Origin of the sequence: Kineosporia corallincola, assembly GCF_018499875.1 — a bacterium.
Taxonomy (GTDB): domain Bacteria; phylum Actinomycetota; class Actinomycetes; order Actinomycetales; family Kineosporiaceae; genus Kineosporia; species Kineosporia corallincola.
In genome coordinates this window covers 1-23,328 of the sequence record NZ_JAHBAY010000025.1, presented here as the reverse complement: position 1 = coordinate 23,328, position 23,328 = coordinate 1, and the positions used below count along the sequence as shown (strand labels likewise).

Here is a 23,328-nt window from a genome sequence, read left to right as displayed (position 1 = left end):
ACGGTTTCACGGATGGTTCTTCGTGGTGCGGCGCGGGTGTTCAGGGGGCCAGTGGCTGGCCTGCGCTGCCGGGGGTGCCGTACAGCAAGGTGGCGTGCGCGGTCGCGGGCCGGGACAGGCCGCCGTACCCGAAGGCGGTCAGCAAGGTGGCCTGGCAGGGGATGCGGGCGGTCACGGTCACGGCGGTGCCGTCCTGGTCGACCTGGACGGTGCCGGTGGCGCCGGCGTGGGTCAGCCAGGCCTGCCCGGCCTTGCGGGCGGCCTGGGCGTCGATGCGTAGTGCGGCCGGGTCGCCGGTGCGCAGGGACGCCTGGGTGACCTGGTCGGCGGCGGCCCGCGCGGCTTGGGCGGCGATGTCGAGGGAGGCGCCGTGGGCGTTCAGGGACCTGCTGACGTCGACGAAGAACGCGGTCAGGGTGAAGGCCACCGCCACCACGAAGAGCATGAAAATGCTGGCCTGGCCGCGATCGTCGCCCTGGGGTGATCGCCGGCAGGTGGTGGCGCGTGGGGCAGGGACGGTGGTGGGCTTCATGAGGTGCTCCCGTAGGAGCGGTGCTGTTCCAGGGGCGCGCGGGCGGTGGCGTGCAGGTCGCGGTGGGCGGGGAACCCAGCCAGGGCGAGCCCGGCCAGCTCGACACGGCAGCGGACGCTGACCTCGACGACCCCGCCGGGCTCGAAGTGGCTGGTGTCGACCCGGACGTCGGGGGTGCAGGTGGTGCCGGCCTGGTCCAGGGTGGCTGCGGCGGCCTGGCGGGCGGCGGTGTCGGCCGCCTGTGGCCGGGACTGCTGGCTGGCGGCGCGGGCCGCGGCCGCTGCGGCGGCGCTGACGCGCCCGTCGGCCAGGACCAGGATCCCGGCGCCGCTGCCCAGGCACAGTGCGAGCACGATGACGACGGCCAGGATCACCATCTCCACGCTGATGGTCCCCGAGTCGTCCGACGTCCCCGGTTTTCTGGGTTTGCCTGCCAGTGCTGCCGTCCGTGGACGGCCAGAGCTGAATGCCAGCAAGCTGTTTCGTCTGATGTGCGTGATGCCGGTGTTCATCGGGCGGCCGTGAACTGCTCGATGGGGCCCGAGGCACTGACGGTGAAAGCCCGCAGATGCAGCACGGGCAGCGGCATCTGGCGCGCGGTGGCGGTGATGGTGACCGTGACCGTGCTGTCGGTACGAGTAACCGTCACCACCGGGTCCTGGACGAGGGTTCCGGCGACCTGATCGAGGTAGGTGCCGGCCGCGCGGCGCCCGTCGGCGTCGCTGCCCTGGTACGAACGCGCCTGGTAGGCGCCGTAGCGGGCTGCGGCCTGGGCGGTTTCGTGCGCCCACACGGCCTGGAAGACTTGCAGGACGATCGCCACGATCAGCAGCAGGGCCGGGAACCACACCAGTAGCTCCACGGTGCTGGCGCCGTGATCGGCGCGGGCACTGTCGCGCGCGGGCGCGCTGCGCGTGTGGGCCGACACGATCCCGCGGCGAGGACCGTGCGTCCGCTGCTGCGCATGTCCGGCGTCGCTCCCGAGGCTGGGCCGCCGATCCGCGCCCCGGGCATCGGGCCGAGTCCGGGTTCCGGATCGCAGACGGCTCATAACCGGACCACGGCGATCGCCCCCGGGTAGATCATCAGCAGAATGACGCCGGCAGCGATGACGAGGACGGCCAGGCGCATGGACTCGTCGCGTTGCCCGGCCTGGCCGAGAGCCTGAGCCAGTTCCCGGCGCCGGATCGCGGCGGCACGTTCGATCAGAGTGTCACGCACCTGAGCGCCCTCATGACTGACCAGTTGCGACAGCCGGCCCAGCTCGGCCAGGTCACCGACCGCGATCTGCTCCCCCAGGTCGGTCAGGGCCTGCCAGTGTCCCTGCCGGGCACGGGTCGCCCGGTGCAAGGTGTCGCGCAGCACCAGCATCGGCCACGTCGTGCCGGCCTCGGCCGCCGTCACCAGCGCTTCCTGCGCCGCCGCGGCGCCGGCCATTTCCAGGGCAACCAGATCGCACCACACCGGCAACGCCCGGACGAACTCCTCCCGGCGGCGACGTGCCTGGGCCCGCACCAGCATGTCCGGTATCAGATACGCGCCGACCGTCGCCGCCACCAGGACGAACCCGACCAGCAGGCCCTGCCCGCCGGTCCCGAGCATCCGCACCGACACCAGACCTGCCCCACCGGCCAGGATCGCGCAGCCGGTCACGACGATGATCTTGACCGCGTGGACGGCGTCCGGTTCCAGCCCGGTGACCGCCAGATCCGCCGCCTGCACCCGCAACCCCGGCCCCCGGCGACCGGCCCAGGCCACGACCCGCGAATCCCTGACACGTTCCACCCCGCGCACGCCGCCGGCAGCCACCGCACCCGCCAGGCGGTGCACGCTCTGCCCCGGCCCACCCGCCGGCACACCCGGACCCGATGTGCCACCTGGACGCCGTAACCCGTTCGACGGCAATCCCTCTGGTATCCGTGGCGCACGCCGGGGCGGCCACAGCGCCGTGGCCAGGGCGCTGAACGCCACACCGGCCAGGACCGCCAGCATCGCTACCGCCATGTGGTCCCCCGTCCCGGATCCTGCCCGTGTGCCCGCGGGGGCCTGGCCGCTGCCGGTCCGGCCAGCGGCATCGGACCGGTGGCGCCCTCGAATGCCCTGGCACCCGCACGGACCCCGGACGGTGCTGCCGGTGCGGCAGCCGGATGCTGGGCCAGGCCGGCCACCGCCCGATTCTCCGCCGCAGACCTGCCCGAGGCACCCGCGGTACCCGAGACGAAGAACCGCGCCCCGGCAGCCGAGGAGTTCAGCCGAGCCAGCCACACGAAACCTGCTGCAATGAGAGCAATCACGCACGCCAGCACGACCTGCCCGGCCAGCGTGTCGTAAGGGCGCATGTAGGCGTCCCCGACGGTCGCCATCCACGCCAGGATCGCCACGGTCACCACCATGATGATGTGGACACTGCGCTGAATACCGGCCCGGGCTGCCAGGACCTGACGCCGCTGGGCCACCTCCTGCGCGCTGGTCGCCACCATCCCCGACAGCACATCCGACAGCCGGTCACCACGCCGCCGCGCCGCGAGCATCAGCGCGGCCACCACGAAATCGGCCCCCTGAAGCTCCTGCAACGGCGTCAGCGCCACCTCCAGCGGATGACGCACCAGCATGCGTGAACGCACCTGCTCCAACGGCTCCCGCAGCACGGACGGCGCCTGATCCACGCTCACCCCGATCGCCTGCTCCAGGCTCGCCCCACCGGCCACGGTGTCCCGCAGACTCTGCGTCCACACCACCACCGCCTCCAGCACCGCGATCTCCCCGCGCTCGCGGCGGCGTCCCTTGACGAATACCGGCCAGGCCAGCACGCCCAGCGCGCACGAGGCAGCCGCGACCGGCCAGCCCGTCCCCCACCAGGCCAGCGCCGTCACCACGGCCGCCACCACCACGCGACCCCACAGCGTCCCCAAAAAGGCCAGCCGAACAGTCTCTTTCGTTGCTGTCCCGAACCCGTCACCGGCCCCGGAGCTCGGGCCGTGGCCTCGTCCCGCCGACCGCTGCCCGACCGGCTCGTCCACCGCATACCCGCGCAGCTCCAGGACAAGCATGCTCACGGCGGCCACGATCAAGACCGCCGACAGGACGCTGACCCCGGCCACCAGTGCGACTCTCACCACCGATCCCGCCCTTCACCGATCACCGGGATCCGCGAGGACGTGGGCGGCCCGATCCGCTTCCACTCCGGCTGCCGGCCGACATCACCCTGGTCCATGTCCTCGCCCACGCCAGCGCGCTCATCGGCCACGGCAAGCTGCACGGCACCGCGCGGGCGCTCATCCGTTCTGGCCCCAGGCCGCGCGTCGCTGCCGCCGGACGGCGAGAGGCTGGGCGTTCCGGAGCGTTCCCGAACGAGAGCCTGGCGCCGACTCGACGCCGGTGAACTGCTACCCGACACCGGAACCTGCCCCGGGGCATCCAAGGGCATGCGGTCATCGGCGGGCATGACAGCTGGGCTCTCACGGCGCCGGGCCTGAAGATCGATGATGGGCCCGGAACGTGCCGCCTCCCAGCTCGCGTCCTGAGGCCCGGCATGGGCGGGCACCGCCCCGGCAGGCGCGGCCGGCTCATCGGGGTCCGGTTCGGGAGTGTGAGCCAGGACGAACGAGGCGGCAGGCTCACGCGGTGGCCGCGGCGCCCGAGGACCCTCCCGGTCCTCGGGCAAGATGACCTGATGCCAGGCCCCGTCCCTTGCTTCGTCGCCACGCACAGCCTCAGCCGCAGCGGCCTGCTGCGCCACCGGAACATCAGGGCCGGCAGGAAAATCCATCCCCAGATCCGGGATACCGGCCGGATCACTCGCCCCGGCCACCGCTCCGCCCGCCGACGGGACCTGCCCGGCAGCCTGCCCGACCCCCCGCCGCGGGCCGATCTGCCCATCGGCACCGGGCAGATCCGGCCCGCCTGTCTGCGACTGGATGTGCTGCCTGAGCGCGGCAGCCGATCCCGGTAACGGCGATCTGCCACGATCGCGCGGACGCCGCCGCTGGGGCTCGGTCGTGTTCAGCCATTCCCCGAGCTGATCGGTGTAGCCGTGCTGGGCCAGCAGGTCCGCCCGGCGGATCGGGATCCGCGAGTCCCGGCGCGCCGTCAGCGCCGGCGCGTTCTCCTCCTGCCGGCCCGCCGCCTCCAGCAGGGATTCGACCCCGGCCGTTGCCGGCATCGCGTCGGGTACCGACATCGCCGGATCCAGAGCGCTCACCGTAGGGGTGGCGAAAATCTTCGCGCTGGAAACAATCTCGCCCTGATGGCCGGAAACCTCGATGATCTCCGTGATGACGCGGCGTCCGTCGCCGGTCTTGGCGATGTGGACGATGAAGTCGACCGCCTGACCGATCAGCGCCGCCGCCGTCACCGGCTGCACCGGCTCCCGCAGGCTGCCCAGGCCGATGACCAGACGAGCGACCGCACCGTAGGCGTCGCGGGAATGGATCGTGGACATCGACCCGTCGCCGCCCTGCAACATGGCCTCCAGCATCGCCCGCGCCTCCGGCCCGTGCAGCACCTCACCGAAGATCAGCCGATCGGGGTTCATCCGCTTGGAACGGCGCACCAGGTCCGCCCCGTCCAGGCCACCCAGGCCCTCCGGTGACGGCAGCACCGTCTCCAGTTCAACGACGTTGGCGTGCAGATCGCTGTCGCGTCCCAGCCGCAGCTCCAGGGCCTGCTCAATCGTGATCAACCGCTCCTGCGGCGGGATCACGTTCACCAGAGCCCGCAGCAACGTCGTCTTGCCGGCGTTCGTCGCCCCCGCGATCACGATGTTGGCCTTGGCCCGCACCGCAGCGGCCAGGAACGCCGCGCACTGCCGGTCCAGGGTCCCCAGCTCCACCAGCGACAGTCCCTCGCCGTAACGCCGCGGCACCTCGTCCAGGAAAGCCTGCGGGCCGAGGCGATCGCGGCGTATCGACACCTGCGGACGCGCCGACGCCGCCAGTAGACCCGAAATCCTCACCCCACCCGGCAATCCCAGATCCAGCTGCGGATGCACCGTCGACCACGGCCGGGCCACCGCCCCCACATGCGAGGCCAGCCCCCGCAGCACGTCGATCAGATCGGCGTCCGACTCCACCGGTACGGCCAGGCGCACCCGTTCCCCGGACGCGTACGTCACCCACATCTCGTCGACCCCATTGATGTCGACGTTCTCGACATCGGGATCCTCCAGCAGCGCCTGCAACGGGCCCGCGCCAAACATCGCCGCCTCGACCGCCGCCGCCAGCCGCCCATCCAGCGCACCGTCCGGCACCGTGGCATCGTGCGCGGCCTGAGCCGACGCCAGCGCATCCACCGCCGAGGCGATCAACGACTGCGCCAGCCGCTGCTCATCCGCATCCGACAGCGGCGCGAACCCCTCCCGCACCCGGGCACTGCGCTGAGCCGTCAACCGCTCCGCCACCTGCGACCGTAGAGCCTGCACCGCCGCGAAGTCGACCTGCCCGGCTGCCGCCCGTGCCGCCACCATCTGCTCCCCTGTTCTCGAAACCATCACCGCCTGGTCGTTCTCACCCCGCGCCGGCAGGGGACGCTCAAGGACCGACCTTCACCAGACCCACCCGATCACGGCTGCTGGCCACCAGCAGCGCCCCCGCCACGCCCTTCGCGACCCGCAAAGTCACCACCAGATCACCGGACTGAGACGGGTCCTCCCGCACACCGACGATCAGCACGTCATCCACCAGCGCCTCGGCCCGCTCAACCAAACCAGCATCCGCTGGGGAGTTCTCGTCATCCGGAAGCTCCAGGATCTGCACCCGGTCCCCGACCTCGAGCCCTTCAGGCGCCAGACCGGCCGCCACGGAAATCCCCACACTCGCCTCGGCCTCACCCGTCGCCGAGGCCGGCAACAACGCCTGCGTCTGCAAGATCGCCCCCGCCTCCAGCATGTACGCGGCACGGCGCCCCAGCACCTCACCCATCCGCTGCGCGGGAATCGACGAAACATCACCGGCCACAGCAACAGTCGTCAGATCAGCGCGGGTGATCTCCACCGACGCCGGCACCCGCCGGGCCAGCACCAGCACCGGTTCCTTCTGCCCCGCACGCTGCAACAGCCCGCCGACCACCACCGCGACCGCCGCACACAACACCAGCGACCCCACGATCCGCCACGGACTCCACGCCCGGCCCCGTGGCGGCGGCACCTGTTCCCGCGCACCCACCGACACCCGGAACGGAGACGACGTCACGACCGGCTCACCGCCACCGCTTCCAGCACGGTCACCGACTCCTCACCCGTCGCCGTCATCGTCCCCAAATCACCACCGGCGCCACCGGAACCGGTCCACGACACCCGATACGGCACCGCCACCGACACACCGATCCCCTCACCCGATCGCGTAAACCGCAGCGCACAGCCACCATCCGCCGGAGCACCACCACCATCAGCAGCACTCCATGCCCGACCAGGACCAGAACACGTCACACCCTGCGCAGCCCCAGACGCCGAAACCTTCATCCGCACAGGCGAAGCCGTCACTGTCGCCCACACCCCACCTGATCTCGCCGTGGCAGACAGCTCCTTCCAGCCGCTCTCCAGCCAGACCCAGGTGTATTCGTTGACCCAGGTATCACCGCCCGGCGATCGGGCAAGGCTGACCTTCGGAAGTTTCAGTCTGCTCTCAGCTTCCAATGCAAGCAGGAAGGGGTCGACAAGATCTGGTTCAGCCGAGTCTTCTGGAATCCAGAAGGCGTAGTCCACCGGATCCGCATACCTCGTCATAGGACATGTACGGATCATGATCGAACCGTGAGCGTTCCCCCTCCAAACAGGATCCGACTTCGGTGGCTGCGGATCTGCTTTCGCAATTTCGCAAAGATCTTGCTTCGAGATGGGCTTCACGGTGGAACTTTGACGTGCAGGATGATCTGAATTCCGGTTTCCTTGCCCCTGGGACGACTGCGAACACTGGGTAGCCGCTCCCGACAGGCAGATGCCGTTCCGCTGGAAGCACGTGGCGCCGACGCTTGCCGTTTGCGGGCACTCAGCAAACGCTTCATCCCGGCCCCCCAGCAAGAGAACAAGACCGATCAAGCAGCTGACGCATACGCGCAACCAAGTCATGGCTTGCAAGACTTCTCACGATCGGCTTCCGCAGATTTCACGCCCCATTTTCCCTTGACCGAGATCAGTTCAACGGAAACCGGGTACGGGTCATCGAGATTCACATCACCTTCGAGCGGCAACTGCTCATCCGTTTCTCGACTATAGGGAACATACAGTCCTTGCGGAACCTGACAGTCAGTCAGCTTGACACTCGGATACGGCGAGGCATCGAGATCGACCTCATCTACCGTGTTATTCGAGACAGGCGGCTTGCCGCGATATTCCGCCTTATAGGCCGCGAGAGCATGCACGTAAACCGAGGTTTCCGCTTGCGCCGGGTCGTAGGCCCAGCGGGTGAAGTCAGCCCCCGACGGCCAGGGCTGCCCCTTGCTGACCGGACTTTCCAGCGCAGCGTTACTTGTGCGCATGTACGCCTCGTAGGCGTCGAGGGCCTTCGCAACCTCGGGATCAAGAGTGGCCGAGGGGGTAGCCGAGGGCGAGGCAGTTGATTCCGAAACAGGAACGGACACGGATCCCGAACAAGCTGTCAGCACCACCAGCATCCCAAGGAGAGCTGCCGCCACACCGATACACCGGTTCACCAATTCTCCCTGTTCCAACCCTGCGGTCCACTTTTCGCAGTCATTCGTTTACTCTCCGCCACTGTTCGATGTCAACATAAATCGGGCATCTGTGATCCACTCTTTGCAAGCCCCGGAGCCGGTCCGTGGCGTGCTCGGAAGCGATCACCACAGTTCAGAGGCCTGAAGAACCCGAAAGTTGGTGGATGGAGACGTGGCCTGAGCGATCAGCACCTTAGAGGAGGTGAGGGGTGCCTGGGCAGGATCCATGACCCAGTGCCCGGCGTCCCAGACCATCGCCTCGCAGTGGCCCAGACTCTGTGCTGCCTGGCCATGAACGACGAGGCACACGGTGTGCCGATCGTGGGCCGGCGCGGAGGTGATGCGCGCCATCGCCGGCAAGGCCCGTCCGATGTGGCCGTCGGCGAAGGAGGCCGGGGTCTCGTTGATGGCACTCAGGATCGTCCACGTTTCGCTGCTGCTCGGCTGTGTGAGCGACCAGGCGCGCAGGATCCGCTCGGTGTGCGAGCGTGGTTGCAGGAGGAGAGCGACGTCGATGGCTGCGAGTTGGGCGACGGCTCCTTCGGGGGTGTGGGGGTATCCGGTGGTGACGCCCTGGCGGCCGACGGTCCGTCCGACGGGGATGGTCATGGTCGGCGTCGAGTCGTGCAGGGTGATGGGTTTGTGGGTGGTGGGTGCGGGTGTGGCTCGTCCGGAATCGTCGACGGCGGACAGGAGCGAGAGGACGAGCCCGGTGCTGATGATGGCGAGGATGCCGCCGGCGCCGATGATGAGGGCGAGGATCCGGCGGCGCGGCACTGCACCGGTACGGGCGGTGCAGCGGGGGCGGGGCGGACGGTGGTGCAGCATGCTGGAGGCTCCTGTCGGAGGCGGCTGGTGGTGGTCACCAGTGCATGCGTGAAACCGTCCACGGTTTCTTCCATCAGGGGCGTGACCTGAGCTTTTGTGCTGGGGCGTAGGCCGGCCGGGTCGTCAGGGTCTGGCGGTTGGATGCGATGCCGGCATGTCCGCGGTCAGGCCCGACCTCTTGGGTGTTCCGGTCAGGCTGGCGTGGCGAGGGCGAGCAGGAGGGCCGGGCGCGGCGTCGCCGACGTGCTGCGCCGGAGCACTCGGCCAGGTGGTTTCGGATCGCCAACGGGTGCGTGCTCCGGCACGGCTGCTACGGGAATGCGGACGAGGAGATGGGACCGGCAGGATTGACGGGTGACCCATCCTGAGGAGCGAGCCGAGATCGTCACCGCCGTCCTCAGACGGCATGGACGCATCCTGCTGTGCCACCGGTCCCCTCACCGGCAGCATTTCCCGAACCGGTGGGCTTTTCCCGGAGGGAACGTGGAGGTCGGCGAGGCAGCCGAGCAGGCTCTTGCCCGTGAACTGGCGGAGGAGCTCGGCATCACCGTGGCACCGCCCACGCATGCTCCCGCGGCTGTGATCGACACGGACGCGTTTCACCTGCGGACATGGCTGATCGAGTCGTGGAGCGGAACCCCCGCCAACACCGCCCCCGAGGAACATGATGACCTCATCTGGGTAGATCTTGACGAGGCCCGCGACCTCGACCTGGCGCACCCTGAGTTCGACTACCCGCTGTTGGTCGAGCTCCTCGGCGGGCCCGTGAGCACGCCGTGACCCTGCTGTGCGGTGGCGAACTCGACTCGCTGCTGAAGAGAGCCTGGCCAGGGTCCTGCCCGAGCGCAGGCCCGGTCAGCCCGGACTTCGTCCGCGTCACCGCTTTCGTTCTCCGGGCGTCGTCGGTCGGCCAGGATTTCGGCTTTGTTCGCGCGCTCGCTACTGCCGGTGGTCAGGGATCTGCTGGATGTCGGTCAGCCACAGCGGGCCGTCGGCGCACTGGACCTGGGCCGGCCCGGGGGCCGGGTCGAGGCTGGATGCTGTGGCGCGGACCAGTTTTCCGTCCAGTTCGACGATGGGTCCCAGGCCATGGTTCAGGAATCCGGCGAGCCGGATGCGGCGGTGCAGCTCTGCGCGGGGGGCGTGCCAGGTGCTGATCGTGAAGCAGTCGTCTTTTAGCGTGGGCATGGGAGCCCACGTGGCCTGCGCCTCGTCCTGTTCCTGTCCTGGTGCGCCGTCGATCAGCTGGTGCAGGGCGTGAGGGAGGAGACGAGCCAGGACGGGCTGTGTGGCGTGCCAGACGTCAGCGGGCAGCACGCGCCAGGGAATGGTGATCCCGCGGCTCTGGGCCAGGACCGGGCCGGCGTCGATGTGCTCGTTCATGCGGTGGATGCTCAGTCCCAGGTCGGTTTCGCCGGCCAGGATCGCCTGGGGTACGGGTGCCGGACCGCGCCAGCTCGGTAGCAGTGAGCCGTGGATGTTGAGCGTGCCCAGGTAGGGCAGGTCGCGGGTGGCCGCGGGCAGGCGCCAGTTGAACCCGTACACGATGAGCAGGTCGGGCCGGTAGCCGGCCATCGCCTCACTCAGGGCTTCCGCGCTGGCCGGGAGCATGAGGTCGATGATGGCCGGGCAGGTGCCGGCCACGTCCTTCACGGCTGAGGCCATGTCGGGGTCCAGGGGCGAGTTCGGGCGCATGCTGCGGCTCATCGTCTGCGCGATCACCGTGTGCCCGTGGGCGGTGAGCACCTGGGTGACGAAGTCGAGCTGCGCCCGCCCGTAGGAGGCCACCACGATCCGCAGCCCGCGGCGTCGGGGTTGGCCGGTGGGCGGAGTCGGGCTGACGCGTGATCGGGGTGAGGTCTTCTTGCACTGGCTGGGCGTGGTGGGACTGGTCACGGTGGTGGTGTCCGTGCTGGGCATGGAGGAGTCCTCTCCCGGTTACGGGTCTGCGGGCGCGTCAACGGCGGGTAGAACGGTTCTCGGCGCTGCGCCCGGGACCGGCGCCCGGCTGCTGTCCAGGGCGTCTGACGCCGCGACGACGTGCGGCTCGGGTGGTGGCGAGGTCCTCGGCGTAGGACGGGCTGATCAGGATGACCCCGTCAACCTCGTTGCACAGCAGAAGGAATCGCACCCGCTGCTCAGCGGTCGCCTTCTTCAACGCCATTTCCAGGACGGCCTGGTGCAGCAGCGTCGGAGTGAGGCTGGCGCCTCGACTCTCCCACTTGGCGACGGTCCGCACGGCTACGCCCAGCAGCTCGGCGAAGGCCACCCTCGGCAGGTGCAGCGCCCGACGCAAGGCGCCCGCCTGCTGGCCGTTCCAATGGGTGACGACGATGAGCGTGTCCGCCTCCAGCGTGGAGAACTGCTTCAGCATCTGCGGAGGCGTGCCGGTGCGAGAGGCCGGCCCGGCAGCTGGACGCAGAAGTGGTCGGGGGTTCGGGGTCTGCGGTGGGTTCAGCCGCGGGTTGTCACGGTGGCTCATGACGTGATGGCTCCGATCTGGAGAACGTCGTGGTGAGGGATCACGGCCGGCATGCTCCGGCTCAGGGCCGAGAACCGGTAGGACAGGTGCACCTGGTGCTGCCGTCGCGCCCTCGGGATCCTGGTGGTGGCCGCGGCCGGGGACTTACCGGTGAACACGTGCACCCGGAGATCTCCAGCACTGCCGTGGCCGTGCTGGAGACCGTGGTGGGGAGCGAACCCGAGCCGGGCGAGTCTGCCCGCGAGGTCGTCGGGCTGAAGCGGCCAGCGCCGGAAGGTGTCCTGCACGCTGGATCCGTCCTCGAAAAACCATGACCGATGGATGGTTTCGCAACTGTTGCGCACCCCGGACACGGTGGTGCGCGTCGTGACCGTGAGCTCGCCGAGGACAGAGTGGATCTGCTGCGTGTGCTCCGGCTCGTCCCTGGCCTGCCTCCGGGGCAGCAGGTTCAGGGGTGTCGGGGTGGCAAGAGTGCGGGTGACGAGCGGCCGGGTAGGCGGGGTGAGCTGGGTGAGCAGCAGGGTCCCGGGCCGGCTGTGACGCGCGATGGTGCGCAGCACGTCTTTCACAGCCCGTGGCGGGATGTCGTTGAGGACGTCGATGCAGGTGATCACGTCGGCGTAGCGGCCGATGTCCACGTGCCGGATGTCGCGTCGCTCGTAGGTCGGCCCGGGACGGACCTGGGCGGCGTAGCGAATCAGGTGAAGCTGCCAGTCGACGCCGTACAGGTCCCAGCGCGGACGCAGACCCGCCACCTCGCCCAGCATCCGCCCCGTCCCGCAGCCCAGGTCCAGCACCACGCCACGATCACGATGCAGCAGACTGCTCACCGCGGCGGCATGAGCGCTCGCGGGCCCGGCGATCTCGTCGGCCAGCACGGGACGCCGGTACAGCAGGTTCGCTGCCTGCATGGCCTGCGCCGTGAACCGGGCGCGGGGTCTGATCCTCATCAGGTGTCCGCTCATCACGCGTCCAGCTGGAAGGCCAGCAGAGCGCTCACGTCACCGCGGACGTCCCGGCCGCTTCCCTGGCCCGCCTCGCTCCGGTCACCTGAGGCTTTCGGGCTGCTCGGGACGCTCGGACTGTTCGGGTCGCTGGCGCCGGCGGAACCATCGGGCTCGTCCGGATCCCCCGGCTCGTGGTCGCATTCGATCAGGGTCAGGCCCCGCTGGTGCAGGCGGTGGGTCAGGTCCGGGACCGGGATGGCCCGCTGCCGGAAGGTTTCACGCACCGCCCGCCGGCCCGGGATCTGCCAGGTCCACGTCACGTCCAGGAACCCGATCTCCCGCACCTGGCCTGTGGTTTCCAGGCGCACCGGCCCCCAGGGGCTGACGAGCGTGTGGGTCAGGCTCGGGGAGGCCACGGCCGCCTGGAAGGTGTCGATGATCAGCAGCCCGCCGGGTCTCAGACAGCTGGCCAGGCCATCGAGTGCGGCGTCCAGGTGCTCATCGCTCAGCTGGTACGACAGCGTGTGCCCCAGACACGTCACGACGTCCTGGGCGCGATAGCGCGCCATCGCGGCCGGATCCGTCAGGTCTGCTTGCTCGAAGACGATCTCCGGGTAGCGGGTGGCGGCATCCGCCAGCAGGCCCGCCGAGCGGTCAAGGCCGGTGTAGCGCCAGGTCTGGCGCAACGTGGCCATCCGGCCGACCATGGCCCCGGCCCCGCACCCGGCGTCCAGCACGTTCACGCGACCCGCGTCCTGGGCGCCGATGAGCCGCAGCACCCGCCCCACGTACGCCGGGTCGTCGAACATCGCGTGCACCAGTTCCGGATGCCGGTAGAAGGCCAGGTCCCGCTGATACGTCGCGGTTTTCATGCCTGGTCTCCCCCGCTCGATACCATCACTGGACAGGGCTCCTGGCCGTGGCCCGCAACGGTCTCCTCCGGGCCAGGCGGGGGTTCGCGGGGGTCGGCCACCCGCCGCCACACCTGCACGTTCGCATCGCCGTCCGGATCTGCCGTCACGGCCTCCAACACGAACCCCCTCTGCTGAAGGACGCGGATGGTGTGGGCGGTGTCGAGGATCCGGACCTTGTACCGGTCGACGCACACACCACCGGGCTCCAGCACCCACCGCCGGCACACACCCATCCACCGGCCGCCCTGTACGGTGCGCACCGTCGTGACCTGCACCTTCTGCCGTGTCGGCAGCAAGAATTCCCGTGTGCTCCTGTGGGGCGTGCTGTTCGGCACCCGGGGCACCCGCAGGAGCAGCGTCGCACCCTCGACCGCACACGCGGCGAACGCATCCGTCAACGCCCGCAACTCCGCGACCCGCGGCAGCGCCGGCAGAACATCGCAGACGATCACCTGCCACCGGCCAGCCCGGGTGAACTGGCGGGCATCGGCCACCACGAACCGCATGTTCGCGAACCGCTCGGGCGGGAACTTGTCCTGCGCGCACTCGACCAACGTGTCCTCGCGGTCGACGCCGGTGACATCCCAGTCCGGGCGCAGCTGCGCCATCGCACCCGTCACACGCCCAGTGCCGCAGCCCAGATGCAGCACCCTCACCTCACCGGTATCATCGGTCGGCGGCCTCACCCACTTCACGATCGAGGCCGCCTGCTCCGGCGCGAGACACCGGACATCATCAAACTCATCGGCCAGCAACGGAAATCGCAGCGTCAACTTCGAAGCGCGATGCCGACGAGCCTCCACCAGGGGGTCAAACATCGAAACTCTTTCTTCTCTCATGAAATTGAAAACCGTCAAGTTTTGACCAGCTGCGACAGGCATGCAGGCAGCACCTTCGGCACTTCGTGCGCAGCGCTCAATGCACCGGACGTTCCAGACAGCCAGGACGGCGACTGATCAGCTCCACCACACATACACAGACAACGCTGAAGGACCAGCGATCACAGGCGAATCATGCCTCCTGCGAACACTTCTGATCCCGGAACGAGCCAACCCAACCCGGGCATGAGCGGCCCTCATCGGCAGCCAGGCTTGCCAGCGGCAAGCTCATGCCACCGAGGGTTCTCGCCCTCCCGCACTCGCCGCGGCAACGTCACGATCGAACTCACCCCTGGACACACCCGTCAGGAAAGCCGCCCACTCCGGGGCGCTGATCGCCAGGACCGGCCCCTCAGGGTCGTGAATGTTCCAGATCAGGGTGACCCCGTCCCGGTGCCGCTGAATCGCCACCGGCACCGTAAAAGGCGCCAGCGACCCGGCCTTCACACTCGCGACGAACACGTCCCAGGTCTCGCACGCCAACGCCAATGCGGGCCGCAACGGATCCCCGCTGTCCCGGACCAGGGTCGCGTCCATCTCGTGGAGGACACGTACGCTCAACAAATTGTCCGGCGCGGACGCCGTGCTGGTGACCCACTGACCGAAAACGGCCATCGGTCTCTCCTTTTCACCATCTCGACACCGCCATGGCGCCGCTTCATCAGGGACGAGTCCTCCCCCGCGGAGGACCCGTAGCTCGTGGCGCCTGCCGCGGCCCCGCCTGAGGGGGTGCGGGGCCGCGGCAGGCAGATCAAGGTGCCGTACCGATCCAGCAGCACATGGAGAACTGCGGACCCATGAACCAAGAGCAAGTCGTCTGGGCGCTCAGCAATCGACTGTCGATCGCCTGATCAGCCTCTTTAAACCTTGCCACCAGCAATAGCTTTGGATGGCGGCGGGGGCCCAGGTTCTCCCGTGGACACCCGCCGCCGTCTTGCGCTCAGCGCCCGGCGCGCAGCATTACCTCGTCAGCCGACATCGACTGCTCAAGATCGGGCGCTGAGCTGCCTATGGCCCCCAGAACCTGGAGGAGACGCGAGCGGGGCGACGAACACCCCCGCACAGGCGCCGAGCAAGGCCGCACGGCCGACAACGTCCAGGTAGTGCGCTCATCGCGGGGTCCCTCCCGTTGACCGATCGCTGATGATGTAGGACACACCTTGCCCGCGCTCTGACCGATGTGTCACTGTCTCCTTGCGAGACGTCTCGCGCGGGACGCTGCACCACCAGTGACTCGTCAGCGCGCTGGAAGACGGCCCGGGACAGCTTGCACGGCACGTTTCGATCCGAGAGACCGACCAAGGCAGCCAGGAGCGTGGAATGCTGCGATCGCCGGAAACGAAGTTGGCCGAACTAAGTGCAGAGGATCGCGAGGAAGCAGCGCGTCGGCTGGGTAGCGCCCGACGCTCACTTTCACGCCACCTTGAGGCACTGCGGGTGAGTTCGGGCAAGACTTATGAGCAGTTGGCCGCAGACGGACTGCCTAAGCGAGCTACCTGGAACAGATGGAAACTCCGGAAAGCTGTACCCACGGTGGCGACGGTGGAGTGGGTATGCAAAAGACTTGGGGCTCCCAGCGATCTCAGCGAGCGCATGTCCGAGCTGGCGGAAAGGGCGAATGGTCGCGTCAACCCCTCCTGGTATGAGAAGTACATCCGCAAGCTTGGATACACTAGAGGTTTTGACACACTGCTAGAATTGGAGCCAATCGCCGAGACCATCCGCGTATTTTCGCCGATCTTCATACCTGGGATTCTACAGATCCCTGAGTATCAGCTGGCGCTCTTCGATGTTGCACCTGGCTTGACCAAGTCAAACGCGGATAAACAGGTTGCGCTCCAGGCCAAGCGCCAGAACGGCATCGTCGATCGAGGAATCCGGATCGTTGTCGTCATTACCGAGGGCGCATTGCGCTTGCAGGTCGGCGGGCCCGAGGTCCACAGGGAGCAGCTCTCGCAACTTGTTGCGCTACACACAGCAGATCTCGTCGAAATCAGGGTGTGGTCATCGACGGCCGGGGCTCATCCTGGAGGTCGTGGCGAGATTGAACTGCTCACCTTCCCAAAAGAAGAAGGAGAACCCCCCTTCGCATACTCGGAGGGGTACCAGGGTGCCGAGTGCACTGAGGAATCCGATGCCATCGCCGACCATGAGGAGAGGTGGTCGATCATTCGAGATAAGTCAGTCCCGATCAACAAGTTCGCCCCGATCAAGGAGCTTGCAGCATGACAACGCAAGAAAACACTCCATGGCAGAAATCGACCTTCAGTGACCCCAATGGCTCGTGCTTCCAGCTGCGTAGAAACGCTGGGATGATCGAGCTTCGCGACACCAAGGCCGGACCTGACGCCCCAGTTCAGCGCTACACCGAGGCCGAAGCGCTCGCCTTCATCGAAGGAGTCAAGGCCGGCGAGTTCGACCATCTCGTGAACTAACAGCAGCTCGCCCTGCAAACAGACGGCCCGGCTAAGACTAGTAGCCGGGCCGTCCTGCTGCGCGTGCGCCAACGGTACGCGATCCCGCTCCGGTTCCGCACTGTGCATCATGTTCGAGAGTCTCCAGACACCCCGAGGCGATTCACCCAGCGCTGTGGTCACATCAGCTACCTCGGCCTCGAGCTGCTGCTCCCGGCTCGAGGTCCGGTGGTCCTCACGACGCGCATCGGTTCCCTCCTCCGGTCCGGTAATTCGAGTTCAGTTGTACGGGTTGCTGCTGCCGTACAACAGGCGCACGCGGTCCAGCTGGACCGCGAACTCCTCCCGTCGGGTGTCGCGACGCTTCCACAGGACCGCGAGCCAGCGCAGTGCGCAGATCCGCTGGGACGCCGCGAACTGGGCACGGTTGGTCCGCGTGATGCCGAGGTCCGGCAGCAGAGCGGACCAGATGTGGTCCGGGACCGCACGGGCTGAGATGTGCTCGATGTGGTCTGCGGCGTCGAACGCGACGCTGCTGTACCCGGCGTACTCGAAGTCCACACAGGCTGCCCGGCCCTGGTCCGTGATCATCCAGTTCAGCAGGTTGGAGTCCCCTCGCGAGAACACGCGCGGACCGCCCAGGCCGTCGGCCGCGACGAGCTCGGCGTCGGGGCTATCGCGCCAGTGGGCGAGCAGCTGGTGCATAGCGGGGGTGAACAGGTCGCCGGGCTGGGAGGCGAGCAGCCGCGGCCATTCCTGGGTCAGGCGCAGCACGTAGTGCTCGCCGGTGTCGATGCGGGGCAGCTCGGCCAGGAGCCCGGTCAACGGGACCTGCTGAAGCTGGGCCGTGGTCCACGCCAGCTCACGCACAGCACCAAGCTGGTCCTCGGCGTCGAGGACCGGCTCACCATGCAGCCGGGTCATGCCGATCGCGGGTTCCTCGTCCGCCGTGTCCAGCCACAGCGGGGCCGGGACCGTGTCGAGCCCGTGGTCCGCGAGCAGGTTCAGCGCGGACCACTCCCGCTCCAGCCGGCGCCGGTCCTTCTTCATGTACAGCTTGATCACCACGTCGTCGGCCTGGTCCCGTGTCCACAGGTAGACGTCGTTCTGCATCCCTCCGGTCAGGGGACGCAGTCCCAACGACGTCAGGTCCGCGCCTGAGGCATCCTGGCGTTGGCGACGAAGGTCCGCGAGTAGATCGGTGGGGACGTCGACGAGCGGAACGGTCATGAACCTTCGGCTCCGGATTTCGTGGAGGGCGGCGTGTCCGGCAGAGACCGTAGCGCCCGGGGACGGCCGCTGCCGTTAGTTGGGGGGAACTCGCGCCGCAGCTCTCGCCCCCATCATTGGGTCAGCGCCGGGCAGCGTGCTCGGAGCCAAGAACGCTGAGCGCTGCCGCGTGGGCGTCGGCTGCATTCAGGTCTTGGACATCGACGATGTGCAGGTCCGGGCAGGTCTCGGCCAGCGCGATGTAGGCGTCGTGAACGAACCGCAGGAACGCGCGCTGCTCGGCGGTGTACGGGTGGCCCTGGCGCCACTCAGCTCGGCTGATGGCCTCGTCCAGGGGCAGCCGTAGCCAGAGGGACCGGGTGAGGGGACTGTCCGGCTAGCGATGTAACACGTTCCAGCGTTGGCTAATTGGCATGCTCGTGGTCATCGCGCTAGAAAGAAAAGAATCGCTTGCTCCGGGAGCGGAGCATGGGGTAGCAGCGGACCCTTCCGGAGGGAGAGGTCGGTAAACCAACAGTTCTGAATCTCTACCCTTTGTCGCCGGTTTGGGTCCTAACCATGCGGTCGAGCATTTCGGTTGCCGCAGCTTCCAAGTCGGCCCAAGGGAAAAGTTCGGCTGCCGGCGCTCCCATGTTCGGCACTGGGAGTGGCCACCTCTGAGGGTCGAACATGAGGCCCACTCCCCAGGAGCGCAGGGCCTGAACGCTCGCGCGGAATGCTGGGTGCTTGGCGAGTTCGATGTTGGGGGTCGGGACGGCGAGGATGGGGCGTCCCATACCGATGGCCTCGTTGAGCAGCCCGAGGGCCAGGGTGTCGCTGGCTCCTGAGGCCATCTTGTTGATGGTGTTGAAAGTTGCTGGTGCGATGACGAAAGCGTCTGCTGGGGGCAGCGGATCGGGTTCGTCTGGCTGCTTGTAGTCGTAGCGGACCTTGTGGCCGGTCAGGTCCTCGATCGCGTCGCGGTTCATGAACTTCAGTGCGGATGGGGTCGCGATGACGCACACGTGCCAGCCGACCTTCTGCATTTTGGGGATGAAGGGCTCGAGGTATCCGGCGGGCCGTCCTCCACAGGCGACGAGATAGAGGGCAGGGCGACCTTCGAGGGGCATGCGGACCCTTCTCCGTTCGTGAGGCCGGTTCTACCGGCTCAGACAGATGCGCTGATCTATGGTGAACCGCCCCGGGATGTCCGGAGGGCTCTTCTCTTGAGAGGATGAGTCCATGGGGGAACGTCGCAAGAAGCAGTATCCGGACGAGCTTCGCGAACGTGCGGTGCGCATGGTGCAGGAGTCGTCCGAGGAGTATTCGTCGCAGTGGGCCGCGATCAACTCGATCGCCGGCAAGCTGGGCATCGGCTCGGGCGAGACCCTGCGCAAGTGGGTCCGCGAGGCCGAGGCCGCCCAGGCGAACTCGAAGGCCGGGAAGAAGGGGGTCTCGGTCGATGAGTCACCGGAGGTCAAGCGCCTTCGCCGGGAGAACGCAGAACTGAAGCGAGCCAACGAAATCCTCAAGGCAGCAGCGGGTTTCTTTGCGGCCGAGTTCGACCGGCCACGCAAGTACTAGTCCGTTTCATCGCCGAGCACGTTGGCCGGGTCACCCTCGTCGAGGGCGGCCCGGCCGATGCCGTGATGGAGCTGAACTGGGGAGTCGAACCGATCTGCGCCGTGCTGGCCGAGTACGGAACGCCGATCGCCCCGAGCACCTACTACGAGCACCGCGCCCGCGTCATGGACGGCCACCTGTCCGATGCAGAGTGGCGTGATGCCCTGATGTGCAACGAGATTCATCGCGTCTGGGCCAAGAACTACCAGGTCTACGGAGCCAAGAAGGTCTGGCTGCAGCTCAACCGTGAAGGCATCCGGGTCGCCCGGTGCACCGTCGAACGACTGATGCGGTTCATGAGCATCGAAGGCGCCCGCAGAGGCGGCAAGAAGCCCCGCACCACCATCAGCGATCCGGCCGCGCCGAGGCCGGCCGATCTGGTCGATCGGCAGTTCACTCCAGCTCGACCGGATTCGTTGTGGGTAGCGGACTTTACGTACGTAGCGACGTGGGCAGGGACCGTCTACGTGGCGCTGGTGATCGACGCGTTCTCCCGCCGCATCCTGGGCTGGCGGGCATCCACGAACAAGCGTGTTGAGCTCGTCCTGGACGCCCTGGAGATGGCCATGTGGACCCGCGGCCGGCAGGGCGTGGACGACCTGACAGGGCTGCGGCACCACACGGACGCCGGGTCTCAGTACCTTGCGCTGGCCATGACCGAGCGCCTGGCCGAGCACGACATCCTGCCCTCAGTCGGGACCGTCGGAGACGCCTACGACAACGCTCTGGCCGAGAGCGAGATTGGGCTCTACAAGACAGAACTCATCCATCCGCAGGCCCCCTGGAAGGATCTGGACGACGTCGAACTGGCGACCCTGGAATGGGTCGACTGGCACAACCACCGGCGACTGCACAGCGCCTGCAGCGACCTCACGCCCGTTGAAGTTGAGCAGATCCACTACGGCACACATCCAGTCTTGGCTACGCTGTTGCCGTCAACCGTATGAGCCTCCGGACACTCCGGGGCGGTTCACAATGGCCGCCAGCAGGACGTCTGACCAGGGAGAGGGCCAATCCTTCTTCGCGAGGTGAGCAAGCTCTGCCCAGATGTGGTCGGGTATCTCATGTCGGCTGACGGAGTGGTGCACGACGCTGCCGTGCACGTTGCCGTTGTCGCGCAGAAAGCGATTGTGGGTGTTGTCGTACCAACCGAATCCGATCTGAGGGTCGGCCGGATTCTCCTCGTCGGGCATGTAGTTACCGAACAAGACACCGTTGGGGCTGTTGAGGAAGGCGCCCTCACCGATACGCCGGTCACCCCGGAGGCGGGCGGGGAGGGTGCTTTCGCGGGGCATGCCGATCCAGATGACATAGCCGGCGAAATCGGCATCAGGTGCATGAGGGGCGACCGCGCGTCGGACGACACTGCGGTGCCCGTCGCCTCCGATGACGATGTCGGCTTCGTAATGCTGACCTTGGTCTGTGACCACCCACGCGCGGTTCTCATCCTGGCCCGCGTCCGCGACGCGGGTGTGATGATGGATCGTGATGCGGTCGTCGCGCTCGGCGGTGCTCCGGAGAGCGTCGTGGATGACGCCCCAGCTGTGGAAGCCGCCGGTGAGCAATGCGGTCGCCTCCGTGTCAGGGGCGTGGGCATTCCATCCAGTCAGCTTGTTCAGGAGTCCTTCGTCGGTTGCGAGGATGCCGCCGGTGCCGGGGACGGGGGAGTGTCTTTCGAGGACGGTGACCGCCATGCCCGAGCGTGCCAAGGTGAGCGCGCTCATGAGGCCGGACAGCGACCCTCCCACCACGATGGCGGTGCCGAGGATGTGACCCTGGTAGCGCGTGGCGGCCGATGAACGGGTTGTGGTGAACGTGACATGCTCCTACGTGTGTATGGCTGATGAGGGTTACGCGCGGTCGCGGGCGACGCGCATGATGACGCCGACGTAGATCGCTGCGGCGGCGAGGATCGCGATCCCAGCGGTCAGCGGGGCGGTGGGGGAAACGTTGTCGATGAGGGCGCCGCCGAGAAGGGCGCCGAGCATCATCGAGCCCTGGATCGCGGCGACCAGGAGACCACCCGCTCGCTCGGCGTTCTCGGGGTATGAGCGGGTCACCCAGGTGGACCAGCCCACGCCCGCCAGCCCCACGAATAGGCCCCAGGAGGCGATGAAGACAGCGGCCGCGACCCAGGACTGCCCAAAGGCGAGCAGCAGCGCCAGCAGGATCGCCTGGCCCGCTGCGGCAGCTGGCAAGACGGATCGTAGGTTCCACTGCATAAGTGGAGCGGCGAGGATCGTGCCGATGAAGCTCGCGATCCCGAAGAGGAACAGCACGACCGAAACGCCTGCGGCGTCCAGGCCCGTGACGGTTTCCAGGTACGGGCGGATGTAGGTGTTGAAGCTCTGCGCCCCGCCCCAGAACAGCATCACGCCCAGCAGGCCCGGGACCAACCAGGGCAGGCGAAGCGCGACCATGAGGCCATCCGAACCGGCTCCCTCGCGAGGCGGCATCTTGGGTAGGGCGAATGCCTGCCATAGCACCGCTAGGGCCGACAGCGCGGCGACGACGAGGAACACGCCACGCCAACCAATGACCTCGCCGAAGAACGCGCCCAGCGGGGCTGCCGCGATGGTCGCCACGGTGGCGCCACCGAACACGATCGACAGGGCCCGGGACACGCTTGCGGCGGGAACCAGACGCAGCGTCAGGGACGCGGCCAGGCCCCACACGCCACCAACGGTGATGCCGAGCACCAGGCGGGCGGCCAGGAGGACGGTAGCGTCGGGAGCGAGCGCGACGACGGCGTTGGAGATCACCAACGCGGCACCGAGGAACAGCAGCAGCGGGCGGCGGTCGATGCGACGGGTGAGCGGCGCGATGAGCAAACTGCTCAGGATCGCGAGAATTGCTGTCGCGGTGACGGACTGGCCGATGATCCCCTCGGACACATCCAACGACGCGGACATCGTGGTGAGCAGACTCGCGGGGAGCAGTTCAGAGGCGTTCAACATGGCGATCACCACGGCGATTGCCCAGATGGCACCCCAGGCGGGTCTATCGGGGGTAACCGGCCCGGCCGGGGGCAAGGCACTGGGGGCGGTGCGTGAAGTGGTCACAGCAATCTGCTCCAAGGAATCGGACAGGAGATGTCCGCTTAGGTTAACAGTAAATGGACGCACCTTGTCCACTTGATGGTAGGGTTCACTCATGACGCAAACGCCACCGCTGCGGCGCGACGCGGAGGACAACCGGAAACGGCTGCTCTCCGCCGCTCGGGACGTTTTCTCCGAACAGGGGCTCGACGCGACGTTGCATGATGTCGCCCGCCGCGCGGGCGTGGGGGTGGGTACCGCTTACCGCCGGTTCGCGAACAAGGAGGTCTTGTTCGACGCGATACTCAGCGAGCAGGTGGCAGAGCTCGAAGCGATCCTCCACGCAGCTCTCGAGGATCCCGACCCCTGGCACGGGCTGGTCAGCTACATGGAACAGTCGCTCGCGATCCAGGCGCGGGACCGCGGGATGGCCCAGATCCTTTCAGGCCGCCGGATCACCCCCGAGCAGCACGACTGGGAACGTGACCGCCTCGCACCCCTCGTCGACGCCGTCGCGAACCGTGCGACCCGGCACGGTGTCGCGCGCCCGGAACTGACGGGAAGTGACCTGATCCTGCTGCAGATCGGCATCGTCAGCATCGCTTTCACCCTTCGCAAGAATGCCGACGCGGTCGACCGGGCCGACGTTCCTGAACTCTGGCGACGCTATCTCGCGATGGCGCTTGACGGAATCCGCGCTGACTCTGGCCATCGCGCATTACCTTTGGAGTCCGTGCGGGGAGAAGAACTGCACCGCATCCTCTCCCGGCCTGACCGCCTCCGCTGACGACGCTG

At 67.8% G+C, this 23,328-nt stretch carries 26 protein-coding genes; 6 read left to right on the top strand and 20 right to left on the bottom strand.

All coding sequences use genetic code 11. The features are described from left to right. Positions 1-40: 40 nt before the first annotated feature. From KIH74_RS35015 to KIH74_RS34970, 10 genes are all read right to left on the bottom strand, one after another. Positions 41-532, bottom strand: coding sequence for a pilus assembly protein TadG-related protein (locus KIH74_RS35015; RefSeq protein ID WP_214160752.1), 492 nt, complete (start codon positions 530-532; stop codon positions 41-43). Then, positions 529-915, bottom strand: a complete 387-nt coding sequence (locus KIH74_RS35010; protein ID WP_214160751.1) for a hypothetical protein — start codon at positions 913-915, stop codon at positions 529-531. The genes KIH74_RS35015 and KIH74_RS35010 overlap by 4 nt, the downstream gene beginning before the upstream one ends. A gap of 125 nt (positions 916-1,040) precedes the next feature. Next, on the bottom strand, positions 1,041-1,460 hold the full coding sequence (locus KIH74_RS35005; protein WP_214160750.1) for a TadE/TadG family type IV pilus assembly protein: 420 nt from the start codon (positions 1,458-1,460) through the stop codon (positions 1,041-1,043). 119 nt (positions 1,461-1,579) lie between these two features. Continuing rightward, the gene (locus KIH74_RS35000; protein WP_214160749.1) at positions 1,580-2,536 is read right to left on the bottom strand and encodes a hypothetical protein; all 957 of its coding nucleotides are present in this window, start codon (positions 2,534-2,536) and stop codon (positions 1,580-1,582) included. Beyond that, a complete protein-coding gene (locus KIH74_RS34995; RefSeq protein WP_214160748.1) occupies positions 2,527-3,648 on the bottom strand; it encodes a type II secretion system F family protein in 1,122 nt (373 codons plus the stop codon). Before KIH74_RS34995 ends, KIH74_RS35000 begins: the two co-directional genes overlap by 10 nt. Beyond that, the gene (locus KIH74_RS34990) at positions 3,645-5,996 is read right to left on the bottom strand and encodes a TadA family conjugal transfer-associated ATPase (RefSeq protein ID WP_214160747.1); all 2,352 of its coding nucleotides are present in this window, start codon (positions 5,994-5,996) and stop codon (positions 3,645-3,647) included. The genes KIH74_RS34995 and KIH74_RS34990 overlap by 4 nt, the downstream gene beginning before the upstream one ends. A gap of 64 nt (positions 5,997-6,060) precedes the next feature. Next, entirely contained in the window at positions 6,061-6,633 is a 573-nt protein-coding gene (locus KIH74_RS34985) for an SAF domain-containing protein (RefSeq protein WP_214160746.1), read from the bottom strand. Positions 6,634-6,716: 83 nt separating this feature from the next. Continuing rightward, positions 6,717-7,232, bottom strand: a complete 516-nt coding sequence (locus KIH74_RS34980; protein WP_214160745.1) for a hypothetical protein — start codon at positions 7,230-7,232, stop codon at positions 6,717-6,719. Between the two features lie 359 nt (positions 7,233-7,591). Continuing rightward, on the bottom strand, positions 7,592-8,140 hold the full coding sequence (locus KIH74_RS34975) for a hypothetical protein (protein ID WP_214160744.1): 549 nt from the start codon (positions 8,138-8,140) through the stop codon (positions 7,592-7,594). Positions 8,141-8,323: 183 nt separating this feature from the next. Further along, a complete protein-coding gene (locus KIH74_RS34970; RefSeq protein WP_214160743.1) occupies positions 8,324-9,028 on the bottom strand; it encodes a DUF8175 domain-containg protein in 705 nt (234 codons plus the stop codon). A 354-nt stretch (positions 9,029-9,382) separates the two neighbouring features. On the opposite strand from KIH74_RS34970, the gene KIH74_RS34965 reads away from it, so the two are divergent. Continuing rightward, positions 9,383-9,808 carry an NUDIX domain-containing protein gene (locus tag KIH74_RS34965; RefSeq protein WP_214160742.1) on the top strand — a complete coding sequence of 142 codons (426 nt, stop codon included), beginning with the start codon at positions 9,383-9,385 and terminating at the stop codon, positions 9,806-9,808. Between the two features lie 159 nt (positions 9,809-9,967). Here the strand turns inward: KIH74_RS34965 and KIH74_RS34960 are convergent, their stop codons facing one another. The 6 genes from KIH74_RS34960 to KIH74_RS34935 form a co-directional block, all read right to left on the bottom strand. Further along, complete coding sequence (locus KIH74_RS34960) at positions 9,968-10,948, bottom strand: methionyl-tRNA formyltransferase (RefSeq protein ID WP_214160741.1); 981 nt, start codon at positions 10,946-10,948, stop codon at positions 9,968-9,970. 37 nt (positions 10,949-10,985) lie between these two features. Then, positions 10,986-11,402 carry a helix-turn-helix domain-containing protein gene (locus KIH74_RS34955; RefSeq protein ID WP_214160740.1) on the bottom strand — a complete coding sequence of 139 codons (417 nt, stop codon included), beginning with the start codon at positions 11,400-11,402 and terminating at the stop codon, positions 10,986-10,988. A gap of 104 nt (positions 11,403-11,506) precedes the next feature. After that, positions 11,507-12,460: a class I SAM-dependent methyltransferase gene (locus KIH74_RS34950; RefSeq protein WP_214160739.1), complete on the bottom strand. Its 954-nt coding sequence runs from the start codon at positions 12,458-12,460 to the stop codon at positions 11,507-11,509. Positions 12,461-12,474: 14 nt separating this feature from the next. After that, positions 12,475-13,329, bottom strand: coding sequence for a class I SAM-dependent methyltransferase (locus KIH74_RS34945; RefSeq protein ID WP_214160738.1), 855 nt, complete (start codon positions 13,327-13,329; stop codon positions 12,475-12,477). Continuing rightward, positions 13,326-14,189, bottom strand: a complete 864-nt coding sequence (locus KIH74_RS34940; protein WP_214160737.1) for a class I SAM-dependent methyltransferase — start codon at positions 14,187-14,189, stop codon at positions 13,326-13,328. The genes KIH74_RS34945 and KIH74_RS34940 overlap by 4 nt, the downstream gene beginning before the upstream one ends. A 288-nt stretch (positions 14,190-14,477) precedes the next feature. Beyond that, positions 14,478-14,864 carry a DUF397 domain-containing protein gene (locus tag KIH74_RS34935; RefSeq protein WP_214160736.1) on the bottom strand — a complete coding sequence of 129 codons (387 nt, stop codon included), beginning with the start codon at positions 14,862-14,864 and terminating at the stop codon, positions 14,478-14,480. 918 nt (positions 14,865-15,782) lie between these two features. Here KIH74_RS34935 and KIH74_RS34930 point away from each other — a divergent pair. Beyond that, complete coding sequence (locus tag KIH74_RS34930) at positions 15,783-16,478, top strand: DUF5753 domain-containing protein (RefSeq protein ID WP_214160735.1); 696 nt, start codon at positions 15,783-15,785, stop codon at positions 16,476-16,478. Next, positions 16,475-16,684, top strand: coding sequence for a DUF397 domain-containing protein (locus KIH74_RS34925; RefSeq protein ID WP_214160734.1), 210 nt, complete (start codon positions 16,475-16,477; stop codon positions 16,682-16,684). The genes KIH74_RS34930 and KIH74_RS34925 overlap by 4 nt, the downstream gene beginning before the upstream one ends. 258 nt (positions 16,685-16,942) lie before the next feature. Here KIH74_RS34925 and KIH74_RS34920 read toward each other — a convergent pair whose 3' ends face one another. Further along, positions 16,943-17,893, bottom strand: coding sequence for a phosphotransferase family protein (locus KIH74_RS34920; protein WP_281431641.1), 951 nt, complete (start codon positions 17,891-17,893; stop codon positions 16,943-16,945). A 193-nt stretch (positions 17,894-18,086) separates the two neighbouring features. Between KIH74_RS34920 and KIH74_RS34915 the strand changes: the two genes are divergently transcribed. Continuing rightward, the gene (locus KIH74_RS34915; RefSeq protein WP_214160732.1) at positions 18,087-18,239 is read left to right on the top strand and encodes a hypothetical protein; all 153 of its coding nucleotides are present in this window, start codon (positions 18,087-18,089) and stop codon (positions 18,237-18,239) included. A gap of 181 nt (positions 18,240-18,420) precedes the next feature. Here KIH74_RS34915 and KIH74_RS34910 read toward each other — a convergent pair whose 3' ends face one another. Beyond that, positions 18,421-19,002, bottom strand: a complete 582-nt coding sequence (locus KIH74_RS34910) for a flavoprotein (RefSeq protein ID WP_214160731.1) — start codon at positions 19,000-19,002, stop codon at positions 18,421-18,423. A 112-nt stretch (positions 19,003-19,114) separates the two neighbouring features. On the opposite strand from KIH74_RS34910, the gene KIH74_RS34905 reads away from it, so the two are divergent. Further along, positions 19,115-20,442 (top strand): IS3 family transposase gene (locus tag KIH74_RS34905; protein WP_246573816.1). Its coding sequence is split into 2 segments (ribosomal slippage): positions 19,115-19,406 and positions 19,406-20,442, totalling 1,329 coding nucleotides; the frame shifts between segments, so codons are not numbered across the junction. Here the strand turns inward: KIH74_RS34905 and KIH74_RS34900 are convergent. Both KIH74_RS34900 and KIH74_RS34895 read right to left on the bottom strand, forming a co-directional pair. Then, the gene (locus KIH74_RS34900; RefSeq protein WP_214160729.1) at positions 20,431-21,219 is read right to left on the bottom strand and encodes a Rossmann-fold NAD(P)-binding domain-containing protein; all 789 of its coding nucleotides are present in this window, start codon (positions 21,217-21,219) and stop codon (positions 20,431-20,433) included. The genes KIH74_RS34905 and KIH74_RS34900 overlap by 12 nt on opposite strands. 126 nt (positions 21,220-21,345) lie before the next feature. Then, complete coding sequence (locus KIH74_RS34895; RefSeq protein WP_214160728.1) at positions 21,346-22,464, bottom strand: MFS transporter; 1,119 nt, start codon at positions 22,462-22,464, stop codon at positions 21,346-21,348. Positions 22,465-22,648: 184 nt separating this feature from the next. Here KIH74_RS34895 and KIH74_RS34890 point away from each other — a divergent pair, with 184 nt between their 5' ends. Further along, a complete protein-coding gene (locus tag KIH74_RS34890) occupies positions 22,649-23,320 on the top strand; it encodes a TetR/AcrR family transcriptional regulator (protein WP_214160727.1) in 672 nt (223 codons plus the stop codon). Positions 23,321-23,328 lie beyond the last annotated feature (8 nt).

What these genes read in the sequence shown, in the direction of transcription:
- KIH74_RS34960 (WP_214160741.1), bottom strand. Translation starts at nt 10,948, where the DNA reads ATGCCCAGCACGGACACCACCACCGTGACCAGTCCCACCACGCCCAGC.
- KIH74_RS34970 (WP_214160743.1), bottom strand. Translation starts at nt 9,028, where the DNA reads ATGCTGCACCACCGTCCGCCCCGCCCCCGCTGCACCGCCCGTACCGGT.
- KIH74_RS34920 (WP_281431641.1), bottom strand. Translation starts at nt 17,893, where the DNA reads ATGACCGTTCCGCTCGTCGACGTCCCCACCGATCTACTCGCGGACCTT.
- KIH74_RS34900 (WP_214160729.1), bottom strand. Translation starts at nt 21,219, where the DNA reads ATGAGCGCGCTCACCTTGGCACGCTCGGGCATGGCGGTCACCGTCCTC.
- KIH74_RS34925 (WP_214160734.1), top strand. Translation starts at nt 16,475, where the DNA reads ATGACAACGCAAGAAAACACTCCATGGCAGAAATCGACCTTCAGTGAC.
- KIH74_RS35015 (WP_214160752.1), bottom strand. Translation starts at nt 532, where the DNA reads ATGAAGCCCACCACCGTCCCTGCCCCACGCGCCACCACCTGCCGGCGA.
- KIH74_RS34955 (WP_214160740.1), bottom strand. Translation starts at nt 11,402, where the DNA reads ATGCTGAAGCAGTTCTCCACGCTGGAGGCGGACACGCTCATCGTCGTC.
- KIH74_RS34910 (WP_214160731.1), bottom strand. Translation starts at nt 19,002, where the DNA reads ATGCCCCTCGAAGGTCGCCCTGCCCTCTATCTCGTCGCCTGTGGAGGA.
- KIH74_RS34950 (WP_214160739.1), bottom strand. Translation starts at nt 12,460, where the DNA reads ATGAGGATCAGACCCCGCGCCCGGTTCACGGCGCAGGCCATGCAGGCA.
- KIH74_RS34945 (WP_214160738.1), bottom strand. Translation starts at nt 13,329, where the DNA reads ATGAAAACCGCGACGTATCAGCGGGACCTGGCCTTCTACCGGCATCCG.
- KIH74_RS34935 (WP_214160736.1), bottom strand. Translation starts at nt 14,864, where the DNA reads ATGGCCGTTTTCGGTCAGTGGGTCACCAGCACGGCGTCCGCGCCGGAC.
- KIH74_RS34975 (WP_214160744.1), bottom strand. Translation starts at nt 8,140, where the DNA reads ATGCTGGTGGTGCTGACAGCTTGTTCGGGATCCGTGTCCGTTCCTGTT.
- KIH74_RS34940 (WP_214160737.1), bottom strand. Translation starts at nt 14,189, where the DNA reads ATGTTTGACCCCCTGGTGGAGGCTCGTCGGCATCGCGCTTCGAAGTTG.
- KIH74_RS34890 (WP_214160727.1), top strand. Translation starts at nt 22,649, where the DNA reads ATGACGCAAACGCCACCGCTGCGGCGCGACGCGGAGGACAACCGGAAA.
- KIH74_RS34990 (WP_214160747.1), bottom strand. Translation starts at nt 5,996, where the DNA reads ATGGTGGCGGCACGGGCGGCAGCCGGGCAGGTCGACTTCGCGGCGGTG.
- KIH74_RS35000 (WP_214160749.1), bottom strand. Translation starts at nt 2,536, where the DNA reads ATGGCGGTAGCGATGCTGGCGGTCCTGGCCGGTGTGGCGTTCAGCGCC.